The sequence below is a fragment of the Phyllobacterium sp. MT110 genome, from assembly GCF_058792715.1.
In genome coordinates, this window is sequence record NZ_JBXAFE010000004.1 from 180,956 (window position 1) to 204,403 (window position 23,448).

Annotated in this window: 18 protein-coding genes; 5 read left to right on the forward strand and 13 right to left on the reverse strand. The window is 62.9% G+C overall.

What is annotated here, in order from left to right:
* Nucleotides 1-32 precede the first annotated feature (32 nt).
* Nucleotides 33-2,303: a heavy metal translocating P-type ATPase gene (locus AC1Q5O_RS18695; protein ID WP_492565029.1), complete on the reverse strand. Its 2,271-nt coding sequence runs from the start codon at nt 2,301-2,303 to the stop codon at nt 33-35.
* A gap of 70 nt (nt 2,304-2,373) precedes the next feature.
* Between AC1Q5O_RS18695 and AC1Q5O_RS18700 the strand changes: the two genes are divergently transcribed.
* Complete coding sequence (locus AC1Q5O_RS18700) at nt 2,374-2,796, forward strand: MerR family transcriptional regulator (RefSeq protein ID WP_492565297.1); 423 nt, start codon at nt 2,374-2,376, stop codon at nt 2,794-2,796.
* Nucleotides 2,797-2,837: 41 nt separating this feature from the next.
* Here the strand turns inward: AC1Q5O_RS18700 and AC1Q5O_RS18705 are convergent, their stop codons facing one another.
* From AC1Q5O_RS18705 to AC1Q5O_RS18735, 7 genes are all read right to left on the reverse strand, one after another.
* Complete coding sequence (locus tag AC1Q5O_RS18705) at nt 2,838-3,554, reverse strand: L,D-transpeptidase (RefSeq protein ID WP_464664381.1); 717 nt, start codon at nt 3,552-3,554, stop codon at nt 2,838-2,840.
* A 192-nt stretch (nt 3,555-3,746) separates the two neighbouring features.
* Nucleotides 3,747-4,466, reverse strand: coding sequence for an MgtC/SapB family protein (locus AC1Q5O_RS18710; RefSeq protein ID WP_223615410.1), 720 nt, complete (start codon nt 4,464-4,466; stop codon nt 3,747-3,749).
* A 21-nt stretch (nt 4,467-4,487) separates the two neighbouring features.
* Nucleotides 4,488-4,979 (reverse strand): DUF2493 domain-containing protein, encoded by a 492-nt coding sequence (locus AC1Q5O_RS18715; RefSeq protein WP_492565033.1) that lies wholly within the window; start codon nt 4,977-4,979, stop codon nt 4,488-4,490.
* Nucleotides 4,980-5,018: 39 nt separating this feature from the next.
* Nucleotides 5,019-5,321, reverse strand: coding sequence for a hypothetical protein (locus AC1Q5O_RS18720; protein ID WP_492565035.1), 303 nt, complete (start codon nt 5,319-5,321; stop codon nt 5,019-5,021).
* A 72-nt stretch (nt 5,322-5,393) separates the two neighbouring features.
* Complete coding sequence (gene mgtA, locus AC1Q5O_RS18725) at nt 5,394-8,108, reverse strand: magnesium-translocating P-type ATPase (RefSeq protein WP_492565037.1); 2,715 nt, start codon at nt 8,106-8,108, stop codon at nt 5,394-5,396.
* Between the two features lie 250 nt (nt 8,109-8,358).
* Nucleotides 8,359-8,628: a hypothetical protein gene (locus AC1Q5O_RS18730; RefSeq protein ID WP_492565039.1), complete on the reverse strand. Its 270-nt coding sequence runs from the start codon at nt 8,626-8,628 to the stop codon at nt 8,359-8,361.
* Between the two features lie 71 nt (nt 8,629-8,699).
* Complete coding sequence (locus tag AC1Q5O_RS18735) at nt 8,700-9,077, reverse strand: hypothetical protein (protein ID WP_492565041.1); 378 nt, start codon at nt 9,075-9,077, stop codon at nt 8,700-8,702.
* Here AC1Q5O_RS18735 and AC1Q5O_RS18740 point away from each other — a divergent pair.
* Together AC1Q5O_RS18740 and AC1Q5O_RS18745 are read left to right on the forward strand one after the other, a co-directional pair.
* Nucleotides 9,076-10,833, forward strand: coding sequence for an ABC transporter ATP-binding protein (locus AC1Q5O_RS18740; protein WP_492565043.1), 1,758 nt, complete (start codon nt 9,076-9,078; stop codon nt 10,831-10,833). The two genes, AC1Q5O_RS18735 and AC1Q5O_RS18740, sit on opposite strands and share 2 nt — an antisense overlap.
* A gap of 62 nt (nt 10,834-10,895) precedes the next feature.
* Nucleotides 10,896-12,584, forward strand: a complete 1,689-nt coding sequence (locus AC1Q5O_RS18745; protein WP_492565045.1) for an AMP-binding protein — start codon at nt 10,896-10,898, stop codon at nt 12,582-12,584.
* 13 nt (nt 12,585-12,597) lie between these two features.
* Here the strand turns inward: AC1Q5O_RS18745 and AC1Q5O_RS18750 are convergent, their stop codons facing one another.
* Nucleotides 12,598-15,723 (reverse strand): efflux RND transporter permease subunit, encoded by a 3,126-nt coding sequence (locus tag AC1Q5O_RS18750; protein WP_492565047.1) that lies wholly within the window; start codon nt 15,721-15,723, stop codon nt 12,598-12,600.
* Nucleotides 15,720-16,964, reverse strand: a complete 1,245-nt coding sequence (locus AC1Q5O_RS18755; protein ID WP_492565049.1) for an efflux RND transporter periplasmic adaptor subunit — start codon at nt 16,962-16,964, stop codon at nt 15,720-15,722. Before AC1Q5O_RS18755 ends, AC1Q5O_RS18750 begins: the two co-directional genes overlap by 4 nt.
* Nucleotides 16,965-17,171: 207 nt before the next feature.
* Here AC1Q5O_RS18755 and AC1Q5O_RS18760 point away from each other — a divergent pair, with 207 nt between their 5' ends.
* Nucleotides 17,172-19,436, forward strand: coding sequence for a mechanosensitive ion channel family protein (locus tag AC1Q5O_RS18760; protein WP_492565051.1), 2,265 nt, complete (start codon nt 17,172-17,174; stop codon nt 19,434-19,436).
* On the opposite strand, the gene AC1Q5O_RS18765 is transcribed toward AC1Q5O_RS18760, so the two are convergent.
* Genes AC1Q5O_RS18765 through AC1Q5O_RS18775 form a run of 3 tightly spaced genes read right to left on the reverse strand, consistent with a single transcriptional unit; the run spans nt 19,433 to nt 22,070 of the window.
* Nucleotides 19,433-20,221 (reverse strand): ABC transporter ATP-binding protein, encoded by a 789-nt coding sequence (locus AC1Q5O_RS18765; RefSeq protein WP_492565054.1) that lies wholly within the window; start codon nt 20,219-20,221, stop codon nt 19,433-19,435. The two genes, AC1Q5O_RS18760 and AC1Q5O_RS18765, sit on opposite strands and share 4 nt — an antisense overlap.
* Nucleotides 20,218-21,213 carry a FecCD family ABC transporter permease gene (locus AC1Q5O_RS18770; RefSeq protein ID WP_492565056.1) on the reverse strand — a complete coding sequence of 332 codons (996 nt, stop codon included), beginning with the start codon at nt 21,211-21,213 and terminating at the stop codon, nt 20,218-20,220. The genes AC1Q5O_RS18765 and AC1Q5O_RS18770 overlap by 4 nt, the downstream gene beginning before the upstream one ends.
* A complete protein-coding gene (locus AC1Q5O_RS18775) occupies nt 21,210-22,070 on the reverse strand; it encodes an ABC transporter substrate-binding protein (RefSeq protein ID WP_492565058.1) in 861 nt (286 codons plus the stop codon). The genes AC1Q5O_RS18770 and AC1Q5O_RS18775 overlap by 4 nt, the downstream gene beginning before the upstream one ends.
* Nucleotides 22,071-22,247: 177 nt before the next feature.
* On the opposite strand from AC1Q5O_RS18775, the gene AC1Q5O_RS18780 reads away from it, so the two are divergent.
* Nucleotides 22,248-23,234 (forward strand): aldo/keto reductase, encoded by a 987-nt coding sequence (locus tag AC1Q5O_RS18780; protein ID WP_492565060.1) that lies wholly within the window; start codon nt 22,248-22,250, stop codon nt 23,232-23,234.
* Nucleotides 23,235-23,448 lie beyond the last annotated feature (214 nt).

A 23,448-nucleotide genomic window follows, 5' to 3' on the forward strand; every position in this document is an offset into this window, starting at 1 on the left:
CCTCCCCGACGGGAGGCCACACATATCATATCTTACGCACGGCCCTTCCAGCCGAGAAGCCGCATGGCATTGGCGGTCACCAGCACCGTCGCGCCGGTATCGGCAAGGATCGCCGGCCACAGACCCGTCAGCCCGATGATCGTCGTCACCAGGAAGACGGCCTTCAGGCCGAGCGCAACGCCGATGTTCTGGCGGATATTGCTCATCACCGTTTTCGACAGGTCGATCATGTTGGCGACATCGATTACCCGGCCGTGCAGGATTGCCGCATCGGCGGTCTCAAGCGCCACATCCGTGCCGCCACCCATGGCAATGCCGATGTCGGCCGCAGCAAGCGCCGGAGCGTCGTTGATGCCGTCGCCGACCTTGGCAACGGTCAGGCCCGAGCGCTGCATCTCGCCGACGATCCGCTGCTTGTCCTGCGGCAGCAGTTCCGCCCTCGGCTCGATACCGAGCTTGGAAGCGATTGCCTCTGCGGTGCGGCTGTTGTCGCCGGTCAGCATGACGGCCTTGATGCCCTGCTCTTTCAAAACGGCAAGACCACGCTCCGCATCGGCCCTCGGCTCGTCGCGCATGGCCAGCAAGCCCGCAAGCTTGCCATCGACAACCACGAGGGAAACCGTCTTGCCCTGGTCGTTCAACGCGGCGATGGACGCCGTCTGTTCCGTACTGAGCGGCGCCGTTGCGGCAACGGCCTGTGGTGAGCCGAGGAACACGTCCTTGCCACCAACGGTTCCCTCAACGCCCTTGCCGGAAACGGCCTTTGCCGCGGTCGACGGGAGAACCGTGACGGCATCGGCCTTGGCCCGGTCGAGAATGGCCACCGCCAGAGGGTGGCTCGAACCGGTTTCGAGTGCGGCGGCCAGCGACAGCACTTCCTGCTCCGGCAGGCCGAATGAAACGATATCCGTGACCACAGGCTTGCCTTCGGTCAGGGTACCGGTCTTGTCGAAGGCGACGGCCGTCACCTTGCGGAAGGTTTCAAGCACGGCGCCGCCCTTCATCAGCAGGCCGCGCCGCGCACCGGCGGAGAGGCCGGCGGCAATGGCGGCCGGTGTCGAGATGACCAGCGCGCAGGGGCAGCCGATCAAGAGAATGGCAAGGCCCTTATAGACCCATTCGCTCCAGATGCCGCCCATGAACAAGGGGGGGATGACGGCGACAAGCGCCGCGACAACCATGATGCCCGGTGTGTAGTAGCGGGAGAAACCGTCGATGAACCGTTCCGTCGGCGCCTTGCTTTCCTGTGCTTCCTCGACGAGACGGATCACCCGGGCGATAGTGTTGTCGCTTGCCGTCGCGGTGACGGCGATGCGCAGGACACCGTCGGTGTTAATCGTCCCGGCAAAGACCGCGTCACCGGCATTCTTGCGCTTGGGCGTGCTTTCGCCCGTGACCGGCGCTTCGTCGATCTCGCTTGTTCCCTCGGTGATGTCACCATCGGCGGGAATACGGTCACCCGGCCGCACCAGAATGATATCGCCAATGGCAAGCGCATCGGCAGGGACCGAGACGGTGTTGCCGCCACGCTCCACCAATGCGGTTTTGGGGACGAGATCGGCGAGACCCTGAATGCTGGCGCGGGCACGGCCGGCGGCAACGCCTTCAAGCATTTCCCCGATCAGGAACAGGAAGACCACGGCGGCGGCTTCTTCACCCGCGCCAATGATCACCGCGCCGATGGCTGCGACCGTCATCAGCATTTCGATGGAGAAGGGCGTGCCGGAACGCGCCGCCATCAGCGCACGGCGGGCAATGGGTACCAGCCCGACCAGCATCGCCACGACAAAGGCTCCGTTGGCGATATCCGGATAAAGCTTGCCGACGGCATAGGCCGCGACAAGGGCGAGGCCGCTGATGATGGTCAGAAAGCCCTTGCGGCTCTGCCACCAGCGGGCGGGCCCGGCGCGTTGCACCGGCGCAGCGGCGACAGCCGCGCTTGTGTCCGCATGGTTATGCCCGGAATGATCGTGGCCCGCATGGTCATGGTCATGGTCGTGATGATCATGATCCGCGTGGTTGTGGTTGGCATGGTCATGCCCGCTGCATGACGGTGCCGCCACGGGTGCCGGGCTCTTGGCTGTCAGCGGCGAAACCTTGTAGCCAAGACCGTTGACCTTTTTCTCCAGAACACCAAGATCGGCGGTGTCGTCGTGTTTGACCGTCATCGTGCCCGCCGTCACCGACACGGAAATGTCGGCCACGCCAGGCAACCGGCGCACCGCCGTATCGATCTTGGCCGCACAGCTTGCACAGTCCATGCCCTCGACCCGGAAGCGGGTTTGCGTTGGCGCTGCTGTCATGATTCAACCTCTCTTGACTCTGTTGCCGGCAAGGCTACATGCTCTAGCGACTAGAGGAGCAAGCGAAATGTTGAAAGAAATTTCGATCGGCGAAGCAGCAAGGCGCAGCGGCGTCAAAGTGCCGACCATCCGCTATTACGAACAGATCGGACTGCTGGCGGCGCCGGCGCGCACCGATGGTAACCGGCGGCACTATGAAGACACGGATATCCGCCGGTTGGCATTCATCCGCCACGCGCGCGAGCTCGGCTTCGAGATCGACTCCATCCGCACCCTGCTGCACCTGCAGGATGATCCGAACCAGCCCTGCGAAACCGCTGACGGCATTGCCAATGCACGGCTCATCGAGGTCGAGCAGCGCATCCGCAGCCTGAATGCGCTGAAAGCCGAGCTGGAACTGATGGTGGAGGGATGCCGGCACGGCCGCGTTGCCGAATGCCGCGTCATCGAAATTCTGGCCGATCACGGCAAATGCGCGCATGCGCAACACTAGGCCGCAGTCGCAACCGGCTGCGGCCTTGATGGCTCAGCCGGTCAGATGACCAGCAGCGGGGCCTTGCCGGGGACGCGCTCATAGAGATCCATCACGTCCTGATTGAACATGCGCACGCAACCCGAAGAGGCGGATTTGCCGATGGAGTTCCAGTCCGGCGAACCGTGAATGCGGTACAGCGTGTCGACACCACCCTGGAAAATGTAGAGGGCTCGCGAACCCAGCGGATTGTGGACACCCGGCGGCATACCCTGGCGCCATTTTTCCAGCTTCGGATCGCGTGAAATCATCGTCGATGGCGGTGTCCAGGTCGGCCACTTGCGCTTCCACTGGACAATGGCGCGGCCCTTCCAGGAATAACCCTGCCGGCCGAGCCCGACACCGTAGCGCATGGCCTTGCCGTTCTTCAGAACCAGATAGAGAAACTTGTCGACGGTGTTGACGACGATCGTGCCGGGCTTCTCCCCTGTCGGATCGTCGACGACCTGCCGCAGGAATTTTTCGTTGACCTTGGCAAAGGGTATCGCCGGCAGCCTGTAGCCCTCCTCTTCGACCGCCTGATACATGCTGATGTAATCGGGCTTTACCGGTGCCGGTGCGGCAACCTCGACGGGTGCCGGCTTGTCCGCCGGCACGGCATCCTGCGAACCGGCAAGATCGAGCGACTGTTTGGGCAACTGGGCACAGGCAGCGACGGCTGAAACGCCAAGGAGCGACAGGCCGGTCAGGAATGACCGGCGCGAAACGAGGGATGACATTCTGTATGCTTTCAAACGATGGAACAGGCGGGGCGGACAGGCGGTCGTGGTCACCGCTTGCCCCTATCCTTTTAAAACGGATCGCGGCAACCGTGTGTCAAAAACAAGGCAGAACGTAATGTCTGTGGCACTGTTGCATTATGATCACAGTATATATCAGGCTGTAAACTTGCGTGATAATGCAACATTACCCTAGTCCTTTGTGCTGCCCTCCCACGTTCCGTGGGAAATGCCGTGCTGCTTTTCCATATGGGCAATCACTGCGTCGATCTCATCGGGATCGATCGCCGTACTGACCAGCGTGGCCACGATTTCCACGGTCTCGTCATCGCCCTGATCGGTGATTTCGACGTCGCTGACGGGATAATCCGCCTCTTCAAGCCGTTCGACCAGGAGGTCCCGCATGGTCGGCATGGCCGCACGGGTCGATATCAGCTTGACCTCATAGGTGGCCTCCGCCGCCTGTTCGCTGATCGGGATGCGGTTGATGACATTGACCAGCGGGCGCAGCAGCGTATTGCCGGCAAGGACAAACACCGTCAGCAGCGCCGCTTCCGCGAGCATGTCCGTGCCGGCACAGGCACCCACCGCCGCCGAACACCAGAGTGTTGCCGCAGTGTTCAGCCCCCGCACGTTCATCCCCTCCTTCATGATCACGCCCGCACCGAGAAAGCCGATGCCGGAAACCACGTAGGAAATCACCCGGACGGCTTCCGTCGTGCCGGCAATCCGCTGCGCCAGATCGACGAAGGCCGCCGAACCAATGGCGACAAGCACATTGGTGCGCAGCCCGGCCGTCCGCTGCCGGTACTGGCGCTCGGCGCCAATCAGCGTGCCGAAGATGAAGGCGGCGACGAAGCTGATGGTCGTATCGAGAAAGGGATAGAGATCGAATGTCTGTATGAACTTCATGGGGTCACCGCAGCTGGCTCGTCATGCGAGGCTAGCATTTCTCCGGTTAACAATGATGACAGTTCCTGTCATCGCGAGACAGGCGGCTTGGCACGGCATGTCGCCCTCCGGACTGTCGGCGCAATGATCCGCAGGCGCCCCCGCCTCACCGTCGGAAGACCGCTCCAGGCTTCGGGCCGTGATCACCGGAGTATGCCTGGCATGGGCCTGCTGCACCAGTTCCTGCAGATGCCTGCCGCCGGGAAAGGCCAGCAGCGCATCGGGACGGCTGTCTTCCAGCATGAAGCGGTTGCGCTTCGTGTCGGCCTGTTTGCCCAGCAGCGACCAGTTGGCGGGATAGCGGACGATATGGACGTCGTTCTGCCGCGCCCAGTCCTCGGCCACCGATCCCAAGGCGGGAAGACCGCCATGGATCAGGACCGTTACCGGGCAGGCCGCATGGATGCGGTTCAGTTCGTCGAGAATGGCTTCGGCGACATCGAAATGCCGGCCGCCGGAAATCAAAAGGCGCATGATGTGCTCCTTGCAGTCTGTGTTGAAATGGGAGGCGCGCTACCAGCGTGCCCGCCGCATGATGCGGATGGCGCTCTGGTTCAGGGAGGACGACCACTGGATGAGGCGCCAGCTGCGCCGGCGATTGAGAACGCCCCGGCGGTGCAGCCGCGTGGCAAGCCAGAACAATCCCTGCCCCGTCACGGCCAGAAGCCAGCAGAGCCATCGCAGGAACTGATCCCTTATCCGGGAACGGCGCGGTTCCGGGCGTTTCGAAAGCGAGCCGCGTTTGGGCACACCACCCCATGAACCATGGGGTGGTGTGCTTGCCTGAAAGTGCAGGATGAAATCGGTCATGACCATATCAGATCTCCTCTGGCGGTCTTGCAGAACGGGAGGATGACGGGCGGCCAATGCCGCCCGCTGTTTGACGGTTCAGAACCACTGGCCGAAGCGGCGGATGTAGATCGCCTTCATGGTCTGGGCCACGACGCAGTAGCTGAACAGGGTAGCCACCAGCCAGGGGAAGTAGCTCCAGGGCAGAGGCTGCAACCCGACCAGCGTGCCGAGCGGCGAGAACGGCACGTAGATTCCGAGACCCATCACCAGGATCGACATCAGCATGACCGGCAGGGCCGCCGTGCTCTGGATGAAAGGAATCTTCTGCGTGCGCAGCATGTGCACGACCAGCGTCTGCGACAGAAGCCCCTCGATGAACCAGCCGGACTGGAACAGTGACTGATGCTCGGGCGCATTGGCGGCAAAGACGAACCACATCAGGGCGAAGGTGGTCATGTCAAAGATCGACGAGGTCGGTCCGATCCACAGCATGAAGCGGCCGATGTTCCTCGCATCCCACTTGCGCGGCTTGCTGAGGAATTCCTTGTCCATCCGGTCCCACGGCAATGCCAGCTGCGAGATATCGTACATCAGGTTCTGGATGAGCAGATGGATCGCCAGCATCGGCAGGAACGGGATGAAGGCGCTGGCCACGAGCACCGAGAACACGTTGCCGAAGTTGGAGCTGGCCGTCATGTTCAGGTACTTCATGATGTTGCCGAAGGTCTCACGACCTTTGATCACGCCCTCTTCGAGCACCATCAGGCTCTTTTCCAGGAGGATGATATCGGCCGATTCCTTGGCGATATCCGCACCGCTGTCGACGGAAATGCCCACATCCGCATCGCGCAGTGCCGGGGCATCGTTGATCCCGTCGCCGAGGAAGCCGACCGTGTGGCCATTGGCCTGCAGGGCCTTGAGCACCCGCGACTTCTGCAGCGGCGTCAGCTTGGCGAAGACGACGCGCTCTTCCACGAGCAGGCGCAGCGCGCTGTCGTCCAGCTTCTCGATGTCACGGCCAAGCAGCGGCACCCCGGCTTCAAGTCCGACCTCGCGGCAGATCTTGAGGCTGACCACCTCGTTGTCGCCGGTGAGCAGCTTGACCGCGACGCCATGTTCGGCAAGTGCAGCAATTGCCGGTCCGGCGGTTTCCTTGGGCGGGTCGAGGAAGGTCAGGAAACCTTCGACGATCAGCTCGCTTTCATCCGCAATGCCGTATTGCGCCTTGGTGTCCCCCGCCGGGATTTCCCGGGTGGCGACCACCAGAACACGGAACCCGTCCTCATTGTAGGCGCGGGCAATGGCAACCAGTGCCTTGCGGCTGGTGTCGTCGAGCACGCGGACATCGTTCCCGTCGCGCATGCGGGTCGCAATACCAAGCATTTCCTCCACGGCGCCCTTGCAGACCAGCAGGTGCTCGCCGGCCACGCCTTCGACCACCACCGACAGCCGCCGGCGGATGAAATCGAACGGCATCTCGTCGACCTTGCGATAGAAGGCGGCAGTCCGCATATTGTCGGCCGATGCATCGGTAAAGCGCAGCACGGCCTGATCCATCAGGTTCTTCACACCGCTCTGGTGATGGCTGTTGAGCCAGGCGAGGCGCAGCACCGTCTCGTCACGCTTGCCGTAGACATCGACATGATGCTCCAGAATGATCTTGTCCTGGGTCAGCGTGCCCGTCTTGTCCGTGCACAGGATGTCCATGGCACCAAAGTTCTGGATGGCGTTGAGGCGCTTGACCACAACCTTGCGCCGGGCCATGGCAACAGCACCCTTGGCCAGGTTGGACGAGACGATCATCGGCAGCATTTCGGGCGTCAGGCCGACGGCGACCGCAAGCGCGAACAGCAGGGCTTCCAGCCAGTCACCCTTGACGAAACCGTTGATCAGGAAGACGACCGGCACCATCACAAGCATGAAGCGGATGAGCAGCCAGCTGACGCTGTTGATGCCGCGGTCGAAGGCGGTCTGGGCGCGCGAACCGACGATGGATTTGGCAAGCGAACCGAAATAGGTGCGCGATCCCGTCGCCACGACGACAGCCGTCGCGGTGCCGCTGACCACATTGGTGCCCATGAAGCAGATATTGGGAACATCCAGCATGTCGGTCTGATCCGAGGCGATGCCCAGCGCCGACTTCTCGGCAACCGCGCCGAGCGTGTCGTATTTTTCGACGGGAATGGCTTCGCCGGTCAGGACCGCCTGGCTGACATAGAGATCGCGCGATTCGATCAGGCGCACGTCGGCCGGGATCATGTCACCGGCGGACAGGCGCACCACGTCGCCCGCCACGAGTTCCCGCATCGGAATTTCGAGTATTTCCGGCGGGGTCGTCGCGCGGTTCCGGCGCAGCACCGTGGCCGTCGTGCGCACCATCGCCTTCAAGGCTTCGGCCGCCTTGCCGGAGCGGTATTCCTGGACGAAGCGCATGATGCCGCTGGCCAGGATCATGACGGTGAGGATGATCACCTTGGTCGGATCCGGCGCGTCACCGTTCTGCATGGGCAGCCAGCAATCGGTGAACGCGCTGATCAGGCCGAGAACGATCAGCACCATGATGAAGGGGTTCTTGAAAGCCGACATGAACTGGAGCAGCGCATGCGGGCGCCGGTCATGGGCGACCTCGTTTGCCCCGTCCTTGGCCAGGCGTTCCGATGCATCGCGGATCGTCAGGCCGTTGCGGTGGCTTTTGACGTTGGCAAGGGTGATGTCGATATCGTTCTGGGCTTCGCGTACAGCCCGCATGGACAGCTTGCGGCTGTCCTTCTTCTCCGCATTCAATGCGGAATTCTTGAGAATGACGTTCATTTTCTGGTCTCCTGCCGCTTTGCGCGACAGCGACACCAGCTCCGGATCACCTGAAATTCAGGCGCAACAAGCCGTGCCGAGCCGTCACGTCCACGGTCGGTTTTGGGGAATTTGCTCTTTGGGATCGCCCGCCATGCTTGCCGGTCACCGGCAGCACGGCGGGCCTACTAGGATAGTCGTCCATGGGATACTCCTTCATGCCGCGCCCGATGGCCCGAAGGCGCATGCGCGGCGTTTGGCAAAACAGCGGTCAGATCATGCGGCCCGACTGATAGACCGCCAGCACCAGCCCGAGTTTTTCAACCGGGTCCAAAGCGGGTGCGGGCGGCTCATTGTCGGCATGCCAGCGCATTTCAAGCCGGCCATTGACCGGATTGACGCGCCAATCCGCCTGCAGATTGGAAAAAAGATGCTGTTTCTGGGGTGCTGCGGAAACAGTGTTCCGTTGCACGGCAAGCCGCCCGCGGGCGCGGTTGGCGAAGGCGCGAACGCCTGGAAGAGTTGCGAACGTGATGTTCATGGCTCACCTCATTGACCGGAAGCGATCCGGCCGGGGGTGAGCGACGGTGGAGCCCTAGGCCCTAACGTTGCTCATCCGGTGTACCGGATCGAGTCCTGCTCGTTAGTTGTTTCAAGCGCCCGGCCTCCCGCATCAACGGCAGTCAGGGCGCAGCTAGATTTGCTGTCCATCGTCTTCTTTGTGATTTGAAAAATGACCTGGGTAACCCAAGCAAAACCGCGATACGCCTGCTTGATGCGGGTTGTCAACCAGAAAGCTTGGCCATCGCGATTTTTGTCGCGTGAAATTGATCGTACCGGCCGCAACGGCTTGAATTCCGGCCCCAAATCGGCCTGTCCGGCATCCAGCGCCCGCAAAACATGTTCGCTTATGAGGGAGCGGCATGCTAACGCTTCCCCAACAGTTCCATTCAAGCCAGAGAGCTTCCGGTTCTCGCCATACGTGCCCATGATCAAACGCTTTTTCGCCTATTACGCGCCCTACAAAGGGCTGTTCGCGCTGGACTTCTCCTGCGCCGTCCTGTCCGGCCTGCTGGAACTCGGCTTTCCCATGGCCGTGCGCGCCTTCATCGATGTGCTGTTGCCCAGCGAAAACTGGAGCTACATTCTTCTGGCGGCGGCCGGACTGCTTGCTGTCTATCTCCTCAATTCCGGCCTCACGGCGGTCGTTGTCTATTGGGGGCACAAGCTCGGCATCAACATTGAAACCGAGATGCGCCGCAAGAGCTTCGATCACCTGCAAAAGCTCTCCTTCCGCTTCTACGACAACCACAAAACAGGCCATCTCGTCGCCCGCGTGACCAAGGACCTCGAGGAGATCGGCGAAGTGGCCCATCACGGCCCGGAAGATCTGTTCATCGCCATCATGACCTTCATCGGCGCATTCCTGCTGATGTTCCTCATCAACCCGCATCTCGCCCTGCTGACACTGGCCATCGTTCCCTTCGTTGCATGGGTCGCCAGCCGCTACGGCGGGCGCATGACCCGCAACTGGCAGAGCCTCTACCGGCGTGTCGGCGACTTCAATGTCCGCATCGAGGAGAATGTCGGCGGCATGCGCGTCGTGCAGGCCTTTGCCAACGAGGACCATGAACGCGATCTCTTTGCCCATGACAATGCCCGCTACCGGGAAACCAAGCTGAGCGCCTACCGCATCATGGCGGCAAGCACCTCGTTGAACTATATGAGCATGCGGCTGATCCAGCTGATCGTGATGATCGCCGGCAGCTACTTCGTCATCACCGGCAGCCTTTCCAACGGCGGCTTCGTCAGCTTCCTGCTTCTGGTGACGGTGTTCGTGCGGCCGATCGAAAAGATCAACTCAGTCATCGAGACCTATCCGAAGGGCATTGCCGGGTTCAAGCGCTACACCGAGCTTCTCGACACCGAGCCCGATATCGCCGACCGGCCCGGTGCCGCCGATGTCAGCGGGCTCAAGGGCAATATCCGCTACGACAAGGTGAATTTCGGCTACACCGCCGGCAGGGCAGCGCTGCACGCTATCGACCTGGAGATCAGAGCCGGCGAGACCGTTGCCTTTGTCGGTTCCTCCGGTGCGGGGAAAACCACCCTCTGTTCGCTGCTTCCGCGCTTCTATGAGGTCGACTCCGGCGCGATCACCGTTGACGGCATCGACATCCGCGACATGACGCTCGCCTCGCTGCGCAGCCAGATCGGCGTCGTGCAGCAGGATGTCTTCCTGTTCGGCGGCTCAATCCGCCAGAACATCGTCTATGGCCGCCTCGATGCGTCGGATGAAGACATTGCGCTTGCGGCCCGCCGCGCCCGCCTCGACGAAATGATAGCCGGTCTGCCTGCCGGGCTTGAGACCATTGTCGGCGAGCGCGGCGTCAAGCTGTCGGGCGGCCAGAAGCAGCGGCTTGCCATCGCCCGCATGTTCCTGAAAAACCCGCCCATCCTCATTCTCGATGAAGCGACATCGGCGCTCGACACGCAGACCGAGCGCGAAATCCAGGCATCCCTCGCCGAACTGGCGCAGGGCCGCACGACCCTGGTCATCGCGCACCGGCTGGCAACGATCCGCAACGCCGACCGTATCGTCGTGGTCGATGATGCCCGGATACTGGAACAGGGCAGCCACAGCGAACTGCTTGCTGCAGGCGGCGCCTACAAGCGGCTCTATCAGGTGCAGTTCGGCGATGCGGGCGCGGAAATCCTGCTCGACCGGGTGAACGGGAAAGCCTGAACTTTACAGCGCCGGTCAGAAACGTATGCTCCATCTGCTGAACGCTTTGGGAGGAGCAATCGATGATCAGGGAAAGCTACGTTCACGGTGCAAGCAGCCAGCCGCTGATCGGCGAAACGATCGGGCGGCATTTTGACCATATCGCCGGGCGGTTTCCCGACCGTCCCGCCCTTGTGGTCCGCCACCAGAATGTGCGCCTGAGCTATGCCGAACTGAAACAGCGCGTTGACGCCGTCGCAGCGGGCCTCATCGCCCTCGGCCTGACACCCGGTGACCGCATCGGCATCTGGTCACCCAACAATCTGGAATGGGTGCTGACCCAGTTCGCCACCGCCAAGGCCGGGCTCATCCTCGTCAACATCAATCCGGCCTACCGCTCGCACGAGCTTGAATATGCCGTCAACAAGGTCGGCTGTGCCGCGCTGATCCTGTCGCCCGCCCTGAAGACCAGCAATTACCTCGACATATTGCGCGAGATCGCCCCGGAACTCGACAGCTGCGCGCCCGGCGAACTCCGGTCAGCGAAGCTGCCGACGCTGCGGACCGTCATTCGCCTCGGGACAGACAAGACGCCGGGGATGCTCAACTTCGCCGATCTCGAACAGGCCGCGACCCCGGAAGCCAGGCAACAGCTGCAGGCGCTGGCGGCCGTGCTGCAGTTCGACGATCCGATCAACATCCAGTTCACCAGCGGCACCACCGGCAGCCCCAAGGGCGCAACGCTCAGTCACCACAATATTCTCAACAACGGCTTCTTCATCGGCGAGGCGATGCGCCTCACAGAAATCGACCGCCTGTGCATCCCGGTGCCGTTCTACCATTGCTTCGGCATGGTTCTGGGCAACCTTGCCTGCCTGACCCACGGCGCCTGCATGGTCATACCGGGCGAGGCGTTCGATCCGCTGGCGGTGCTGCAGACGGTGGAGGCCGAGAAGTGCACCGGACTGCACGGCGTGCCGACCATGTTCATCGCCATACTCGGTCATGCCGATTTCAAGACCTTCGACCTCAGCAGCCTGCGCACCGGCATCATGGCCGGCTCGCCCTGCCCCATCGAAGTGATGCGCAAAGTCATCCACGACATGCACCAGGGCGAAATCACCATCGCCTACGGGATGACCGAGACCAGTCCGGTCAGCTTCCAGAGCTCCGCCACCGACCCGCTGGAACGGCGCGTTTCGACGGTCGGGCGCATTCATCCGCATGTCGAGGTCAAGATCATCGACGCGAATGGCGCCATTGTCGCGCCGGGTGTTACCGGTGAGCTTTTGACGCGCGGCTACAGCGTCATGCGCGGCTATTGGGGCGACGATGCCAATACCGCAGCCACCATCGACGCCGCCCGCTGGATGCACACCGGCGATCTCGCGACCATCGATGCGGAGGGCTATTGCAACATTGTCGGGCGTATCAAGGACCTGGTGATCCGGGGCGGCGAGAACATCTATCCGCGCGAGATCGAGGAGTTTCTCTACACCCATCCCGGCATCGCCGACGTGCAGGTGTTCGGCATCCCGGACAGCAAGTATGGCGAGTGCCTCTGCGCCTGGATCAAGGTGCGGCCCGGCGCCAGCCTCAGCGAGCATGACGTGCTGCAGTTCTGCAAGGGCAGGATCGCCCACTACAAGGTGCCGGCCCATATCCGCTTCGTCGAGGACTATCCGATGACCGTGACGGGCAAGATCCAGAAATTCATCATGCGGCAGGCCATGATCGACGAGCTGGGCCTCATGGAGGCAAAAACCGCCTGAGTGGCGGTGGCGCCTATTCCGACGCGTGCGGCGCCGCCGCAACTGTGCCGCGTTTGCCGAAGACCCTGCGCCACAGCTGCGTCGATCCGCGCGACATGTCTTCCATGTAGAGGAAGATCACCGGCGTGATGAACAGCGTGAGGATTTGCGAGGCGAACAGGCCGCCGACCACGGCCACGCCAAGCGGCTGGCGCAATTCCGAACTGGCACCCGCACCGATGGCAATCGGCAGGGTTCCCATCAGCGCGGCGAGCGTCGTCATCATGATCGGCCGGAACCGCACCAGACAGGCTTCGCGGATCGCATCATGCGGCGTGTCACCCGCCCGCTGCCGGACAAGGGCAAAGTCGACCATCATGATGGCGTTCTTCTTGACGATGCCGATCAGCATCAGCATGCCGATGATGGCGATCACGCTGAGGTCAAAGCCGAACAGTTGCAGCGTCGCCAGCGCCCCGGCCGCCGCCGCCGGCAGGCCGGTCAGGATGGTCAGCGGATGGATGAAGCTCTCATAGAGAATGCCGAGCACGATATAGATCGTCAGGATCGCCGCGCCGATCAGCAGGCCCTGATTGGACAGCGCCTGCTGGAACACTTTGGCGGTGCCGGTGAATGTCGAGGAAATCGAGTCGGGAACATTCAGTTCCGCCTTGATCTTGTTGATTTCTTCCACCGCCCTGCCCAAGGCAATGCCCTGCGGCAGGTTGAAGGAGATGGTCACCGCCGGCAGCTGGCTCAACTGGCTGACGGCCAGCAGCCCGGCACGCCGCTCGACATGGGCGAAGGAAGACAGCGGGATGAGCTTGTTGGTGGTCGTCGAGCGGATCTGCATCTGGTCGAGCTTGTCGGTCGTCCAGGGGATGGACGGATCGAGCTCGAGGATCACCTCGTAGCTGTCGCCGGTGGAAAAGATGGTCGAGGCCTGATTGGTGCCGAAGGCGTAGTAGAGCGAATTGCGCAGCTGCGTCGATGAGATGCCGAGGAGCCGCGCCTTGTCCGCATCGATCACCAGATTGGCCTGCAGCGCATTGTTCTGCAGGTCGCTGGTCACATCGGCAAAATATTGCCGGTCCTGCTGCAGCGCCAGCAGGAATTTCTGCGACCATGGATAGAGATCGTCGGCATTGATGCCCTGCAGCACGAACTGGTACTGCGCGCGCGACGACGTGCTGCCGATGCGCAGGTTCTGGATGGCGATGGGATAGCTGTTGATGCCGGGCACCTTGGCCAGCGACTGGCGCAGGTCCGTCAGCAGCGGGTCGAGCGCCAGGCGCTGGGATTTGGGTTTGAGCTCAACGAAGAAACTGCCCTGGTTGAGGCTCGATGAATTGAAGCCGCCGCCGATGGTCGACGCCACATGCGCCACATAGGGCTTGCTCCTCAGGACATCGGCCACCTGCTTCTGCAGCGCCACCATGGCATCGAATGAAATGTCCTGCCGCGCTTCGGTCGAGATGGAAAGCTGGCCGATATCCTCGGTCGGCAGAAAGCCCTTGTCGATGGACGAGAAGAGATAGAGCGTTGCAACAACCGTCAGAAGAAAGATCCCGAAGACAACGATACGGAAGCGCAGGCAGACATCGAGCATCCAGCGGTAGCCGCCAAGGACCGCATCGAAAACCCGCTCCGTCAGCGGCTTGCGGCCCTTTCCATCGTCATGCGGAATGGCCGGCATGTGGCTGCACAGCATCGGGGTCAAGGTCAGCGATATCAGCGCCGACGCCACGATCGCCACGGTCACCACGACGGCAAATTCGTTGAAGATGCGCCCGACCACGCCGCCCATCAGCAGGACGGGGATGAAGACCGCCACGAGCGACGCGGTGATGGACACGATGGTGAAACCGATTTCCTCGCTGCCCTTGAGCGCCGCCTCGCGCGGCGGCATGCCCTCCTCGATATGCCGGGATATGTTCTCCAGCATGACGATGGCATCGTCCACCACCAGCCCGACGGAAAGCGTCAGGCCCAGCAGCGAAATATTGTCGATGGAAAAGCCGAACACATACATCACGCCCAGCGTGGCGATCAGCGACAGCGGCACGGCGATGGTCGGGATAAGCGTGGCCGCGATCCGTCGCAGGAACACGAAGATCACCATCACGACCAGCGCGATGATCAGGATGAGCGTAAATTGCACATCCGATACGGCCTGCCGGATCGATGTCGAGCGGTCGTTGAGCACGTTGAGGCTGGTGGACGCACCGAGCTCTTCGGCGAATTTCGGCAGCATGGTCCGCACGCGGTCCACCACATCGACCGTATTGGCGCCGGGCTGGCGGAAGACGGCCAGCACCAGCGCCTTCTTGCCGTCATAGCGGCTTTCGGTCTGGGTATTGGCAACGGAATCCACCACCCGCGCCACGTCGCCCAGGCGCACCGGCTTGCCATTGGGCGACGCGATCAGAATCTGGCGGAATGTGTCGGCATTCTTCGACTGCGTGTCGGCCTCGATCGCCATCTGCTGGGTGGGGCTGGTGAGCGTTCCCACCGGCGCGATCGAATTGTTGTCGGCCACGGCACTCGTCAGTTCATCGATGCCGATGCCGCGTGCCTTCATCGCATTGGGATCGACCTCGATGCGCACGGCGAACTGCTTGGCGCCAAACACCTGGACCTCGCCGACGCCATCCACGGTCGACAGGGAGGGCGAGATGACCTGCTCGGCATAATCGTCGAGCTTCGACAATTGCGCCATATCGCTTTGCAGCGCGATCAGCAGGATGGGAGCATCGGCGGGATTGGTCTTGCGGTAGCTCGGCGGCGTCGTCATGTTCGCCGGCAGCTGCCGCAGCGTCCGCGCGATGGCTGCTTGGACATCGGCGGCGGCCTGATCGATGTTCCTGTCGAGCTCGAATTCGATGGTGACGCGGGTCTGTCCCTGCGTGCTCGTGGCGCTGATCGTCGAAACGGAAGGTATCGTGGCGAACTGCTTGATCAGCGGCGTTGCCACGGCATTGGCCATGGTGTCGGGCGCGGCACCCGGCAGCTGGGCGGAAACCGATATGACGGGGAAATCGACCTGCGGCAGGGCGGCCACAGGGAGGAACTGATAGGCAAACAGGCCTGATGCGGCCAGCGCGACGGAGAGGAGGATTGTTGCGATGGGCCGGCGGATGAATATGGCGGAGATGTTCATTGCACCGTGTCCGTCTTGATCGGATCCGGCGCAACCGCATCGGCCGCCGACAGCGCGGGCGCCGCAGTGTCCACATCGGCCACCGTCTCAATGACACTCGAGCCGTCCTGCAGATGCAGCTGCCCGTCGATGACCACATGGTCGCCGGATTTCAGGCCCGCGGTGGTGACGGCGGTATCGCCGACCGTTTCAACCACGGTCACCGCCTGCTTGATCACCTTCTTGTCGGGGCCGACGACAAAGGCGAATGTCCCGTCATTGCCCTGCTGAATGGCGATTAGCGGTACGGTCACGGCGTCCTTGTGCGTGCCGATTTCGACCGTTGCGTTGATGTACTGGCCGGGCCACAGCGCGCCGTCATCATTGGCCACATCCGCCTTCAGGACAATCGTCCCGGAGGCCGTGTCGACGCTGGAATCGACAAAGTTGAGCGGACCTGACGCAATCACTTCCTTGCTGCCGGGAACCTTGACCAGAACGTCGAGCTGACGTTCCTTCATCGCATCGCGCAATGTCGGCAGATCGCTTTCCGCCACGGTAAACGACACCCGCAGCGGTGCCATGCGCGTGATGGTCAAAAGACCGCCGCCGGTGTCCGCGGTGCGCACGAAATTGCCGACGGATGTGTTGACCACACCGACACGGCCATCGATGGGTGCCTTGATGGTCATGTAGGAGAGAAGGACCTCGTCGGCCTGGATCTGCGCCGTATCCATGGCGATCGACGCCTTCAACGCATTGACAACGGCAAGCGCCTGATAGGTCTGCTGCTGCGTATTGATTCTCTGGCTTGACAGGGCCTGCGCCGCGATCAGGTCCTGGTTGGCGGAATCGAGATTGGCCTGGTCCTTGGCCAGCGCCGCCTTGTCCTTCTCGATCGTCGCTCGGATCGTCCGGTCATCCAGTTGAAAAAGCACGTCCCCGGCCTTGACCATCTGCCCGTCCTTGACATTGGTCGCCATCACCATGCCATCGGCTTGCGGCCGGATGATAACCGTGTTGATCGGCTCGATATTGCCGACAACCGTCTTGGTGATGGGCACGTCTTCGGTCTTGGCCGTGGCGGCAACAATTGATGGAACGGCGGCAGACCGCCCCTTGCCGGACCCTGCAGCCGGCGCTGTCGCGGCAACCGTCGTCGGCCCCTTGCCGGCAGGCGGCGCGTTCAGATGGGGAGAGAGAAAGATGTAGCCGAGTCCGGCCAATACAACGAACGCGATCAAACGACCCAGACGTTTCACTGCACGCTACCTCCAGGGCACCGCCCGTTAGCCAACAATGTGCTGGCTATGGACTCTCTCACCTTCCCGGCATCTTGTCGAATGACCATTTTGTCATGTTTGCTGCACTGCACAGGGCGGCAATCGCCCGGATCGGACAATGCAATCAGCACTTGAAGCCGACCAAGCAATGCGCGTACTCCTATCAGGAGAACGAAGGGGACCGCGATGCTGAAACACCTGAACATTCCATCGGCAATGCGAGTGGTCCTTCTGTGTCTGTGCACGGCACTTCCCGGCGTTTTCACAGCGGCCACAACCGCTTGCGCCCAGACCGCGGCGCCGGAAACCGTCACCATCGTGCTGCAGCGAGGCCAGAGCGAAGCCGACATCAACAACACGCTGCGGGCCGCCTATGCCAGCGGCCGCAACGTTGTCGTGCGTTGGGAGGATCCGGCACCGGCGCCCGCACCGGCAAAAGCCAAGGCCTTGCCCGCCGTGCAGCCGGGCGATAGCCCGCTCGACCAGGCCGAAGCCCTGGCCGAGAATGCGCTGGATTCATTCGGCACCGGTCTCTCCGTCGGGCTCACGGGCATCGGCCACATCGTCGAACTGCCCTTCATGATGGACAAGGGGCTGCAAAGCCAGGGCGGCGACTGGAGTCAGGTTACCCTCGTCACGCTGGGTGCACTGCTTGCCGCCGCCGCCGCGGGCTGGATCGTCTTCCGGCTTGGCACGGCCCTGATCGTCCGCCCGCTCGGCGAGGATGCCGATCTCGTCCATCGCGCCCGCGGCTCACTTGCCCGCACGGTGCGCGACATCGCCGGCATTTGCGCCTTCATTGCCGTCGGGCACATTGTCATCAACGTCCTGACGGCTGACGCGCCGATGGCCTCCACCCTGACATTGAGGCTGCTGCACGCCGCGGCGCTGACCCTGGTCTATGCGGCGGTTGGACGGCTGTTCCTCTCGCCTGGCGATCCCCAGGCAAGGCTCCTGCCCATCAACAATCCGCAATGGCACTTCCGCATGCTGGTCGCCTATGGCCTCACCGGCGCCCTGGTCGGCCAGCTCGTCCGCCTGTCCCTGGAAAGCGGTGTCAGCCGCGGCGTCACTGAAGGCTGGTTCCTGATTGCAGCGACCGTGGTTACCGTTCTGAAGCTCTGGTGGTTCATTGGCGGGCGCAAGGACATCACTGCGGTGTTTGCCGGACCGGCACCGAGCATGACCCGGCAGGTCATCGCAAGCGCGCTTCCGGCATTCCTGTCTTTTGTTGCCATCCTGATCTGGATTGTCGGCTGCATGGCAGCCAGTGCTCCGCAGCGCGCCCATTGGGGGGAAGCGGCGGGCGCAACCCAGGTCATCATCCTGCTGATACCCATCATCGCCCTTGGCATGCACGCGCTGATTGCGGCCATGCAGGAGCGGCACAAGAACGACACGCCCCTGCCGCCGCTGGCGCAGGCTTTCATCGCGGCCATCCAGACACTGGCGACCGGGGGCATCTGGCTTCTCGGTCTCTTCCTCATTATCCGTCTGTGGACCAGCTATATGGACAGCGCCTACGCCATGGCACTGTCGCTCATCACCGGCCTGCTGCGGATCAGCGTTGCCGTGGTCGTCGGCTGGGCCATCTGGAGTTTCCTGCGGCACTATTTCACCGCCCTCTCTCCGTCCTCGCGGCCGCTGCTGCCGGGACAGGAGGACACGGACGGTCCAACGCGCACCGCCGCCGGACGCCTCTCGACGATCCTGCCGCTGGTGCGCGATCTCGCCTTTGGCGCCATCGTTGCGATCACCGCGCTCGTGGTGCTTTCATCCCTCGGCATGGATATCGGACCGCTGCTTGCCGGCTTCGGCGTTCTCGGGCTGGCCATTTCCTTCGGCTCGCAAACGCTGGTGAAGGATGTGGTCTCGGGCATATTCTTCATTGCCGACGATGCATTCCGCACGGGTGAATACATCGACACCGGCAAGCTCAAGGGCACCGTCGAGCGCATCACGCTGCGCTCCCTGCAGCTGCGCCATCAGAACGGCCCGGTGCATACCATCCCCTTCGGACAGATCCAGTCGGTGACGAATTACAGCCGGGACTGGAGCACGATCAAGTTCGAGCTGCGTTTCGACCGCGACACCGATCCGGAAAAGATCCGCAAGACGGTCAAGAAGGTCGGCCAGGACATGCTCGAGGATCCGGAATTCGGCCCGGAATTTCTGGTTCCGCTGAAATTCCAGGGCATTCAGGACATCACCGAGAATTCGATGATTGTCCGGCTCAAATTCACCGCCAAACCGGGCAATCCGTCGCTTATCCAGCGTGAGGCGATGAAGCGGCTGCTCGTGGCCTTCCGCGAAGCCGGTCTCCTGCTGGCATCCAATGCGGTGACCGTGCGCTCGGGGACCAACGATACGGCCGGTGCCGGTGCAGCAACCCAGATCGCCCTGGAGAAGGCCGCCGAACTCGCGTCGACGCAGGCGGCCAAGCCGGGCTAGAGCCTTTCCGGCGTGCCGGCAAGCGCGACAGGCTGGACGATCAGCCCCTGCTCCGTCGCCTGGAGATAGGCCTCGACACCATAGATCCGGCGCATGTGATCGGCCGTCAGGACCTCCGCGGGCCTGCCGTCGGCGACGATCCTGCCTGCGTGGATCAGAACCAGCCGGCTGCACCAGTGCGCGGCAAGGCCGAGGTCGTGCAGGGATGCAACCACAGCCGAGCCCTTGCCGGCCAGATCGGCGAGCGACTGCATCAGGCCGATCTGATGTGCCGGATCGAGCCCCGCCGCCGGTTCGTCCGCAAGCAGGAGCGCCGCATCCTGCGCCAGGGCACGGGCGATCAGCACCCGCGCCCGCTCGCCGCCGGAAAGGTCGAGAGCCGAACGATGGCGCAGCTGCTGAACATCCATCCGCTGCATCGCCTGTTCGACCAGCGCAGCGTCATGCGCGCTCGGCCGGGAAAATCCGCGGCGGTAGGGCGTGCGGCCGAGCGAGACGAGATGTTCCACCGACACGGCCCAGGCGATTTCGCGGTCCTGCGGCAGATAGGCGACGTGCCTTGCCCGTTCCCCGATGTTCATCCGCCTCGCCGGTTTTCCGGCAATGCCGATGTCGCCGCTCGACGGCACCAGGCCGAGGATGCTCCGCAGAAGGGTCGACTTGCCCGCACCGTTCGGGCCGATCAGGCCAACAAATTCACCGGCGCGAACGTCGAGCGATACATCGTGCAGGACGGCCCTGGAACCGAGCGACGCATGGACATGGGACAGGCTGAGGATCGTCATATCAGCGTCCTCCGCGTGCGGAACACCAGCCAGAGGAAGAAGGGCGCGCCGATCATGGCCGTCAGCACGCCGAGCTTCAAATCCCGGCCCGGCGCTATCAGGCGCACGAAGATATCGGCTGCCAGCAGCATCGATGCGCCGCCAAGCGCGCTGGCCGGCAGCAGGCGCGACGGCCGGGCACCCACCAGCGGCCGCAGCACATGCGGCACGATCAGGCCGACGAAGCCGATGGCACCGGCAACGGCGGTGGCCGCCCCGACGGATGCGGCCGTGCCCAGAATGGCGAAGAACTGCACCCGCCGGATGTTGATGCCCATGCTGGCGGCTGCATCGGGGCCGAGTGTCAGGGTGTCGAGCGCGCGGCCGAGGCTGAACAGCAGCGCCCAGCCCGCAAGGATGAACGGCGCGGCAAGCTGCACATGCAGCATGGAGCGGTCGGTGAGGGATCCCAGCATCCAGTAGACGATCTCCATCGCGGCAAACGGGTTGGGCGACAGGTTCAGCGCCAGCGTGGTCATCGCCCCGGCAAAGCTCGAGACCGCGACACCGGCGAGAATGATGGTCAGCGTGCCCGCGCCGCGGCCGGCCAACGCCTGCACCAGGACGACCGCGAGAACGGCGCCTGCCAGCGCCATCAGCGGCAGGGCAAGCGGGAAAGCCAGGGACAGGCCGGTATAGATGGCGATCACCGCGCCGAGCGATGCCGACGCACTCACGCCGAGAAGACCCGGTTCCGCCAGCGGATTGCGCAGATAGCCCTGCAGCACCGCGCCGGAGAGCCCGAGGGTCACCCCGATCATCAGGCCGAGCAGCGCGCGCGGCAGCCGTATTTCCCGCATGACGATGACGATGGCATCGCCCTGCCCCGTCAGCAGGGCGCGGATACTGTCCGAAATGCCCAGTGCGGCCGGACCGGCGAGCAGCGACAGCACGAACAGGACAAGGGTCAACAGCGCAAGCCCGGACAGGAGAAGGCGGTAATGATCCTTCATCTGGAGCCCTCCCGCCGTGCCGCATCCGACAGCAGCTTGACGGCCTCTGCCGTGAACGGTCCGCCGCATATCCAGTACTTGTCGGGGATATCGACGGGCTGCCGCCCCTGCAGCGCCGCCCGGAACGCCGGATGGAGCTGCGCGTCATAGGCAAGGGCGGGCGCCGGATAGGCGTTGTGGGTGGCAATCAGGTCCGGCGTGGCCATGACCAGTTGTTCGAGTGACAGTTTTTGCGTGCCGTCGAGGCCGAGCTTTTCGCCCATATTGATGAGCCCCGCCCGGTTGACGACCTCACCGGCCAGGGTGTTGCGGCCCGAGGTGATCTGGTTGGCATAATAGAGCGCGACGGTGGGCGCATCGGCGCGGCGTGCCGGAACGCTTGCCAGGGCCGTGTCCATGGCGCCCAGGAGTTCTTCCGCCCTGGCTTCGCGCCCGAGCAGGGCACCCATCCGCCGTACATTGGCGCGGATATCGTCGAAGGAGGCTTCCGGCGGGAATTCCTCGACGCGAAATCCCAGCCGCCTGAGAATATCGGTCGTGGCCCGTGTGGTGTAGGTGCTGGTCAGGACGAGATCCGGCTGCATCAGGAATATCTCTTCCGCCTGACCATGATTGAGCGCAAACGCCCCCGCCTCCCCGGCCAGAACCGATACGGTCGCGTCCCCGGCGAGATAGGACACGGAAACGAGCTGCCCGCCCGATGCCAGCAGCATCGCCAGCTGATCGGTGCAAAGGTTCATGGAGACGACGCGCCCCGGCGCTTCGGCCGAAGCGGAATCGACCGTGGCAAGCAGCGCAATGGCGGATGCCAACCACGCCGCGCCTGCGCCGGCAGCCCGTCTGTATCCCCTGCTCACGCCCGCAAACTCCCCTTGCCCCTCACACAGCCGAAACCTTGGCGGCATGCGGCGACCTGCCTATAGCTGCCATCAATATCGTCCGGCGTACAGTCATTCCTGCGGCATATCCATCGTCTGACCGGTTGACATCCCGTTTTGCCGCTTCCACCATGGGACAGATTCCGGGAGAGACAATTGGACATTCGCAAGATTGGTAAAACGCCGCTGGCCGTCACTGAAATCGGCTTCGGCGGGGCGGCGATTGGCGGGCTGTATCGTGAATGCACGCGCGACGCCGCTATGGAAACCCTGCAGACCGCGTGGGATGCCGGCATACGCTATTTCGACACGGCGCCGTTTTACGGTTTCGGCCTGTCGGAACGCCGGACCGGCGACTTCCTGCGCGACAAGCCGCGTGACAGCTACGTGCTTTCGACAAAGGTCGGCCGCCTCATGCGCCCGGTGCCGGAGGATCAGGTCCCCGATCATTCCTACGTCAATCCCCTGCCCTTCGCCGTCGACTATGACTACAGCTATGACGGCATCATGCGTTCCTTCGAATTCAGCCTGGCGCGCCTCGGCCTGAACCGGATCGACATCCTATACATCCACGACATTGGTGCCTACACCCATGGTGCCGGACAAAACGCCCTCTATATGGACCAGCTGCTCGGCAGCGGGCTGAAGGCGCTGGACGAACTCAAGTCGGCCGGGGCGATTGCCGCCTATGGGCTGGGGGTGAACGAAGTCGAGGTCTGCCTCGATGTGCTGGCCCGGCATCCGCTCGACTGCATTCTGCTCGCCGGACGCTATTCCCTGCTCGACCGCGCGGCCGAACGCGGCCTGCTGGATGTCTGCCGGGCGCAGAACACGTCCCTCGTCATTGGCGGCGTGTTCAATTCCGGCATTCTGGCGACGGGTCCCGTCCCCGGCGCGCATTTCGATTATGGTCCGGCATCCCCGGATATTCTCGAGCGCGTCCGCGCCATGCAGGCCATCGCGGAGGCCGAAAATGTGCCCCTGGCAGCCGCCGCCATCCAGTTTCCGTTCCGTGAACCGGTCGTGGCGAATGTTTTGATCGGCACCGCCAAGCCCTCGAGCCTGACCCGCAATCTGGAAATTTTATCCACGAAAGTCCCGGAATCTGTATACACCGACTGCGATCGTTTCGTCCTTCGCTAAATTCTTCTAAAAGATCGCTCCGGATTAGTATCGGCATGGGTTTCATCGGGTGGCAGCAACCGCTAATTTGCTGATCTGCCTTGCAATATCAGCCATTGCATATTCCGCTCATCTGATTACATAAGGGCTCGCTGACTGCGTTCAGCGCGCCCGGCTGGCGTATGCGGCGGCCGGAAATCAGGCAATGAATGGAGCAACGCCCGGCTCTCTTTCA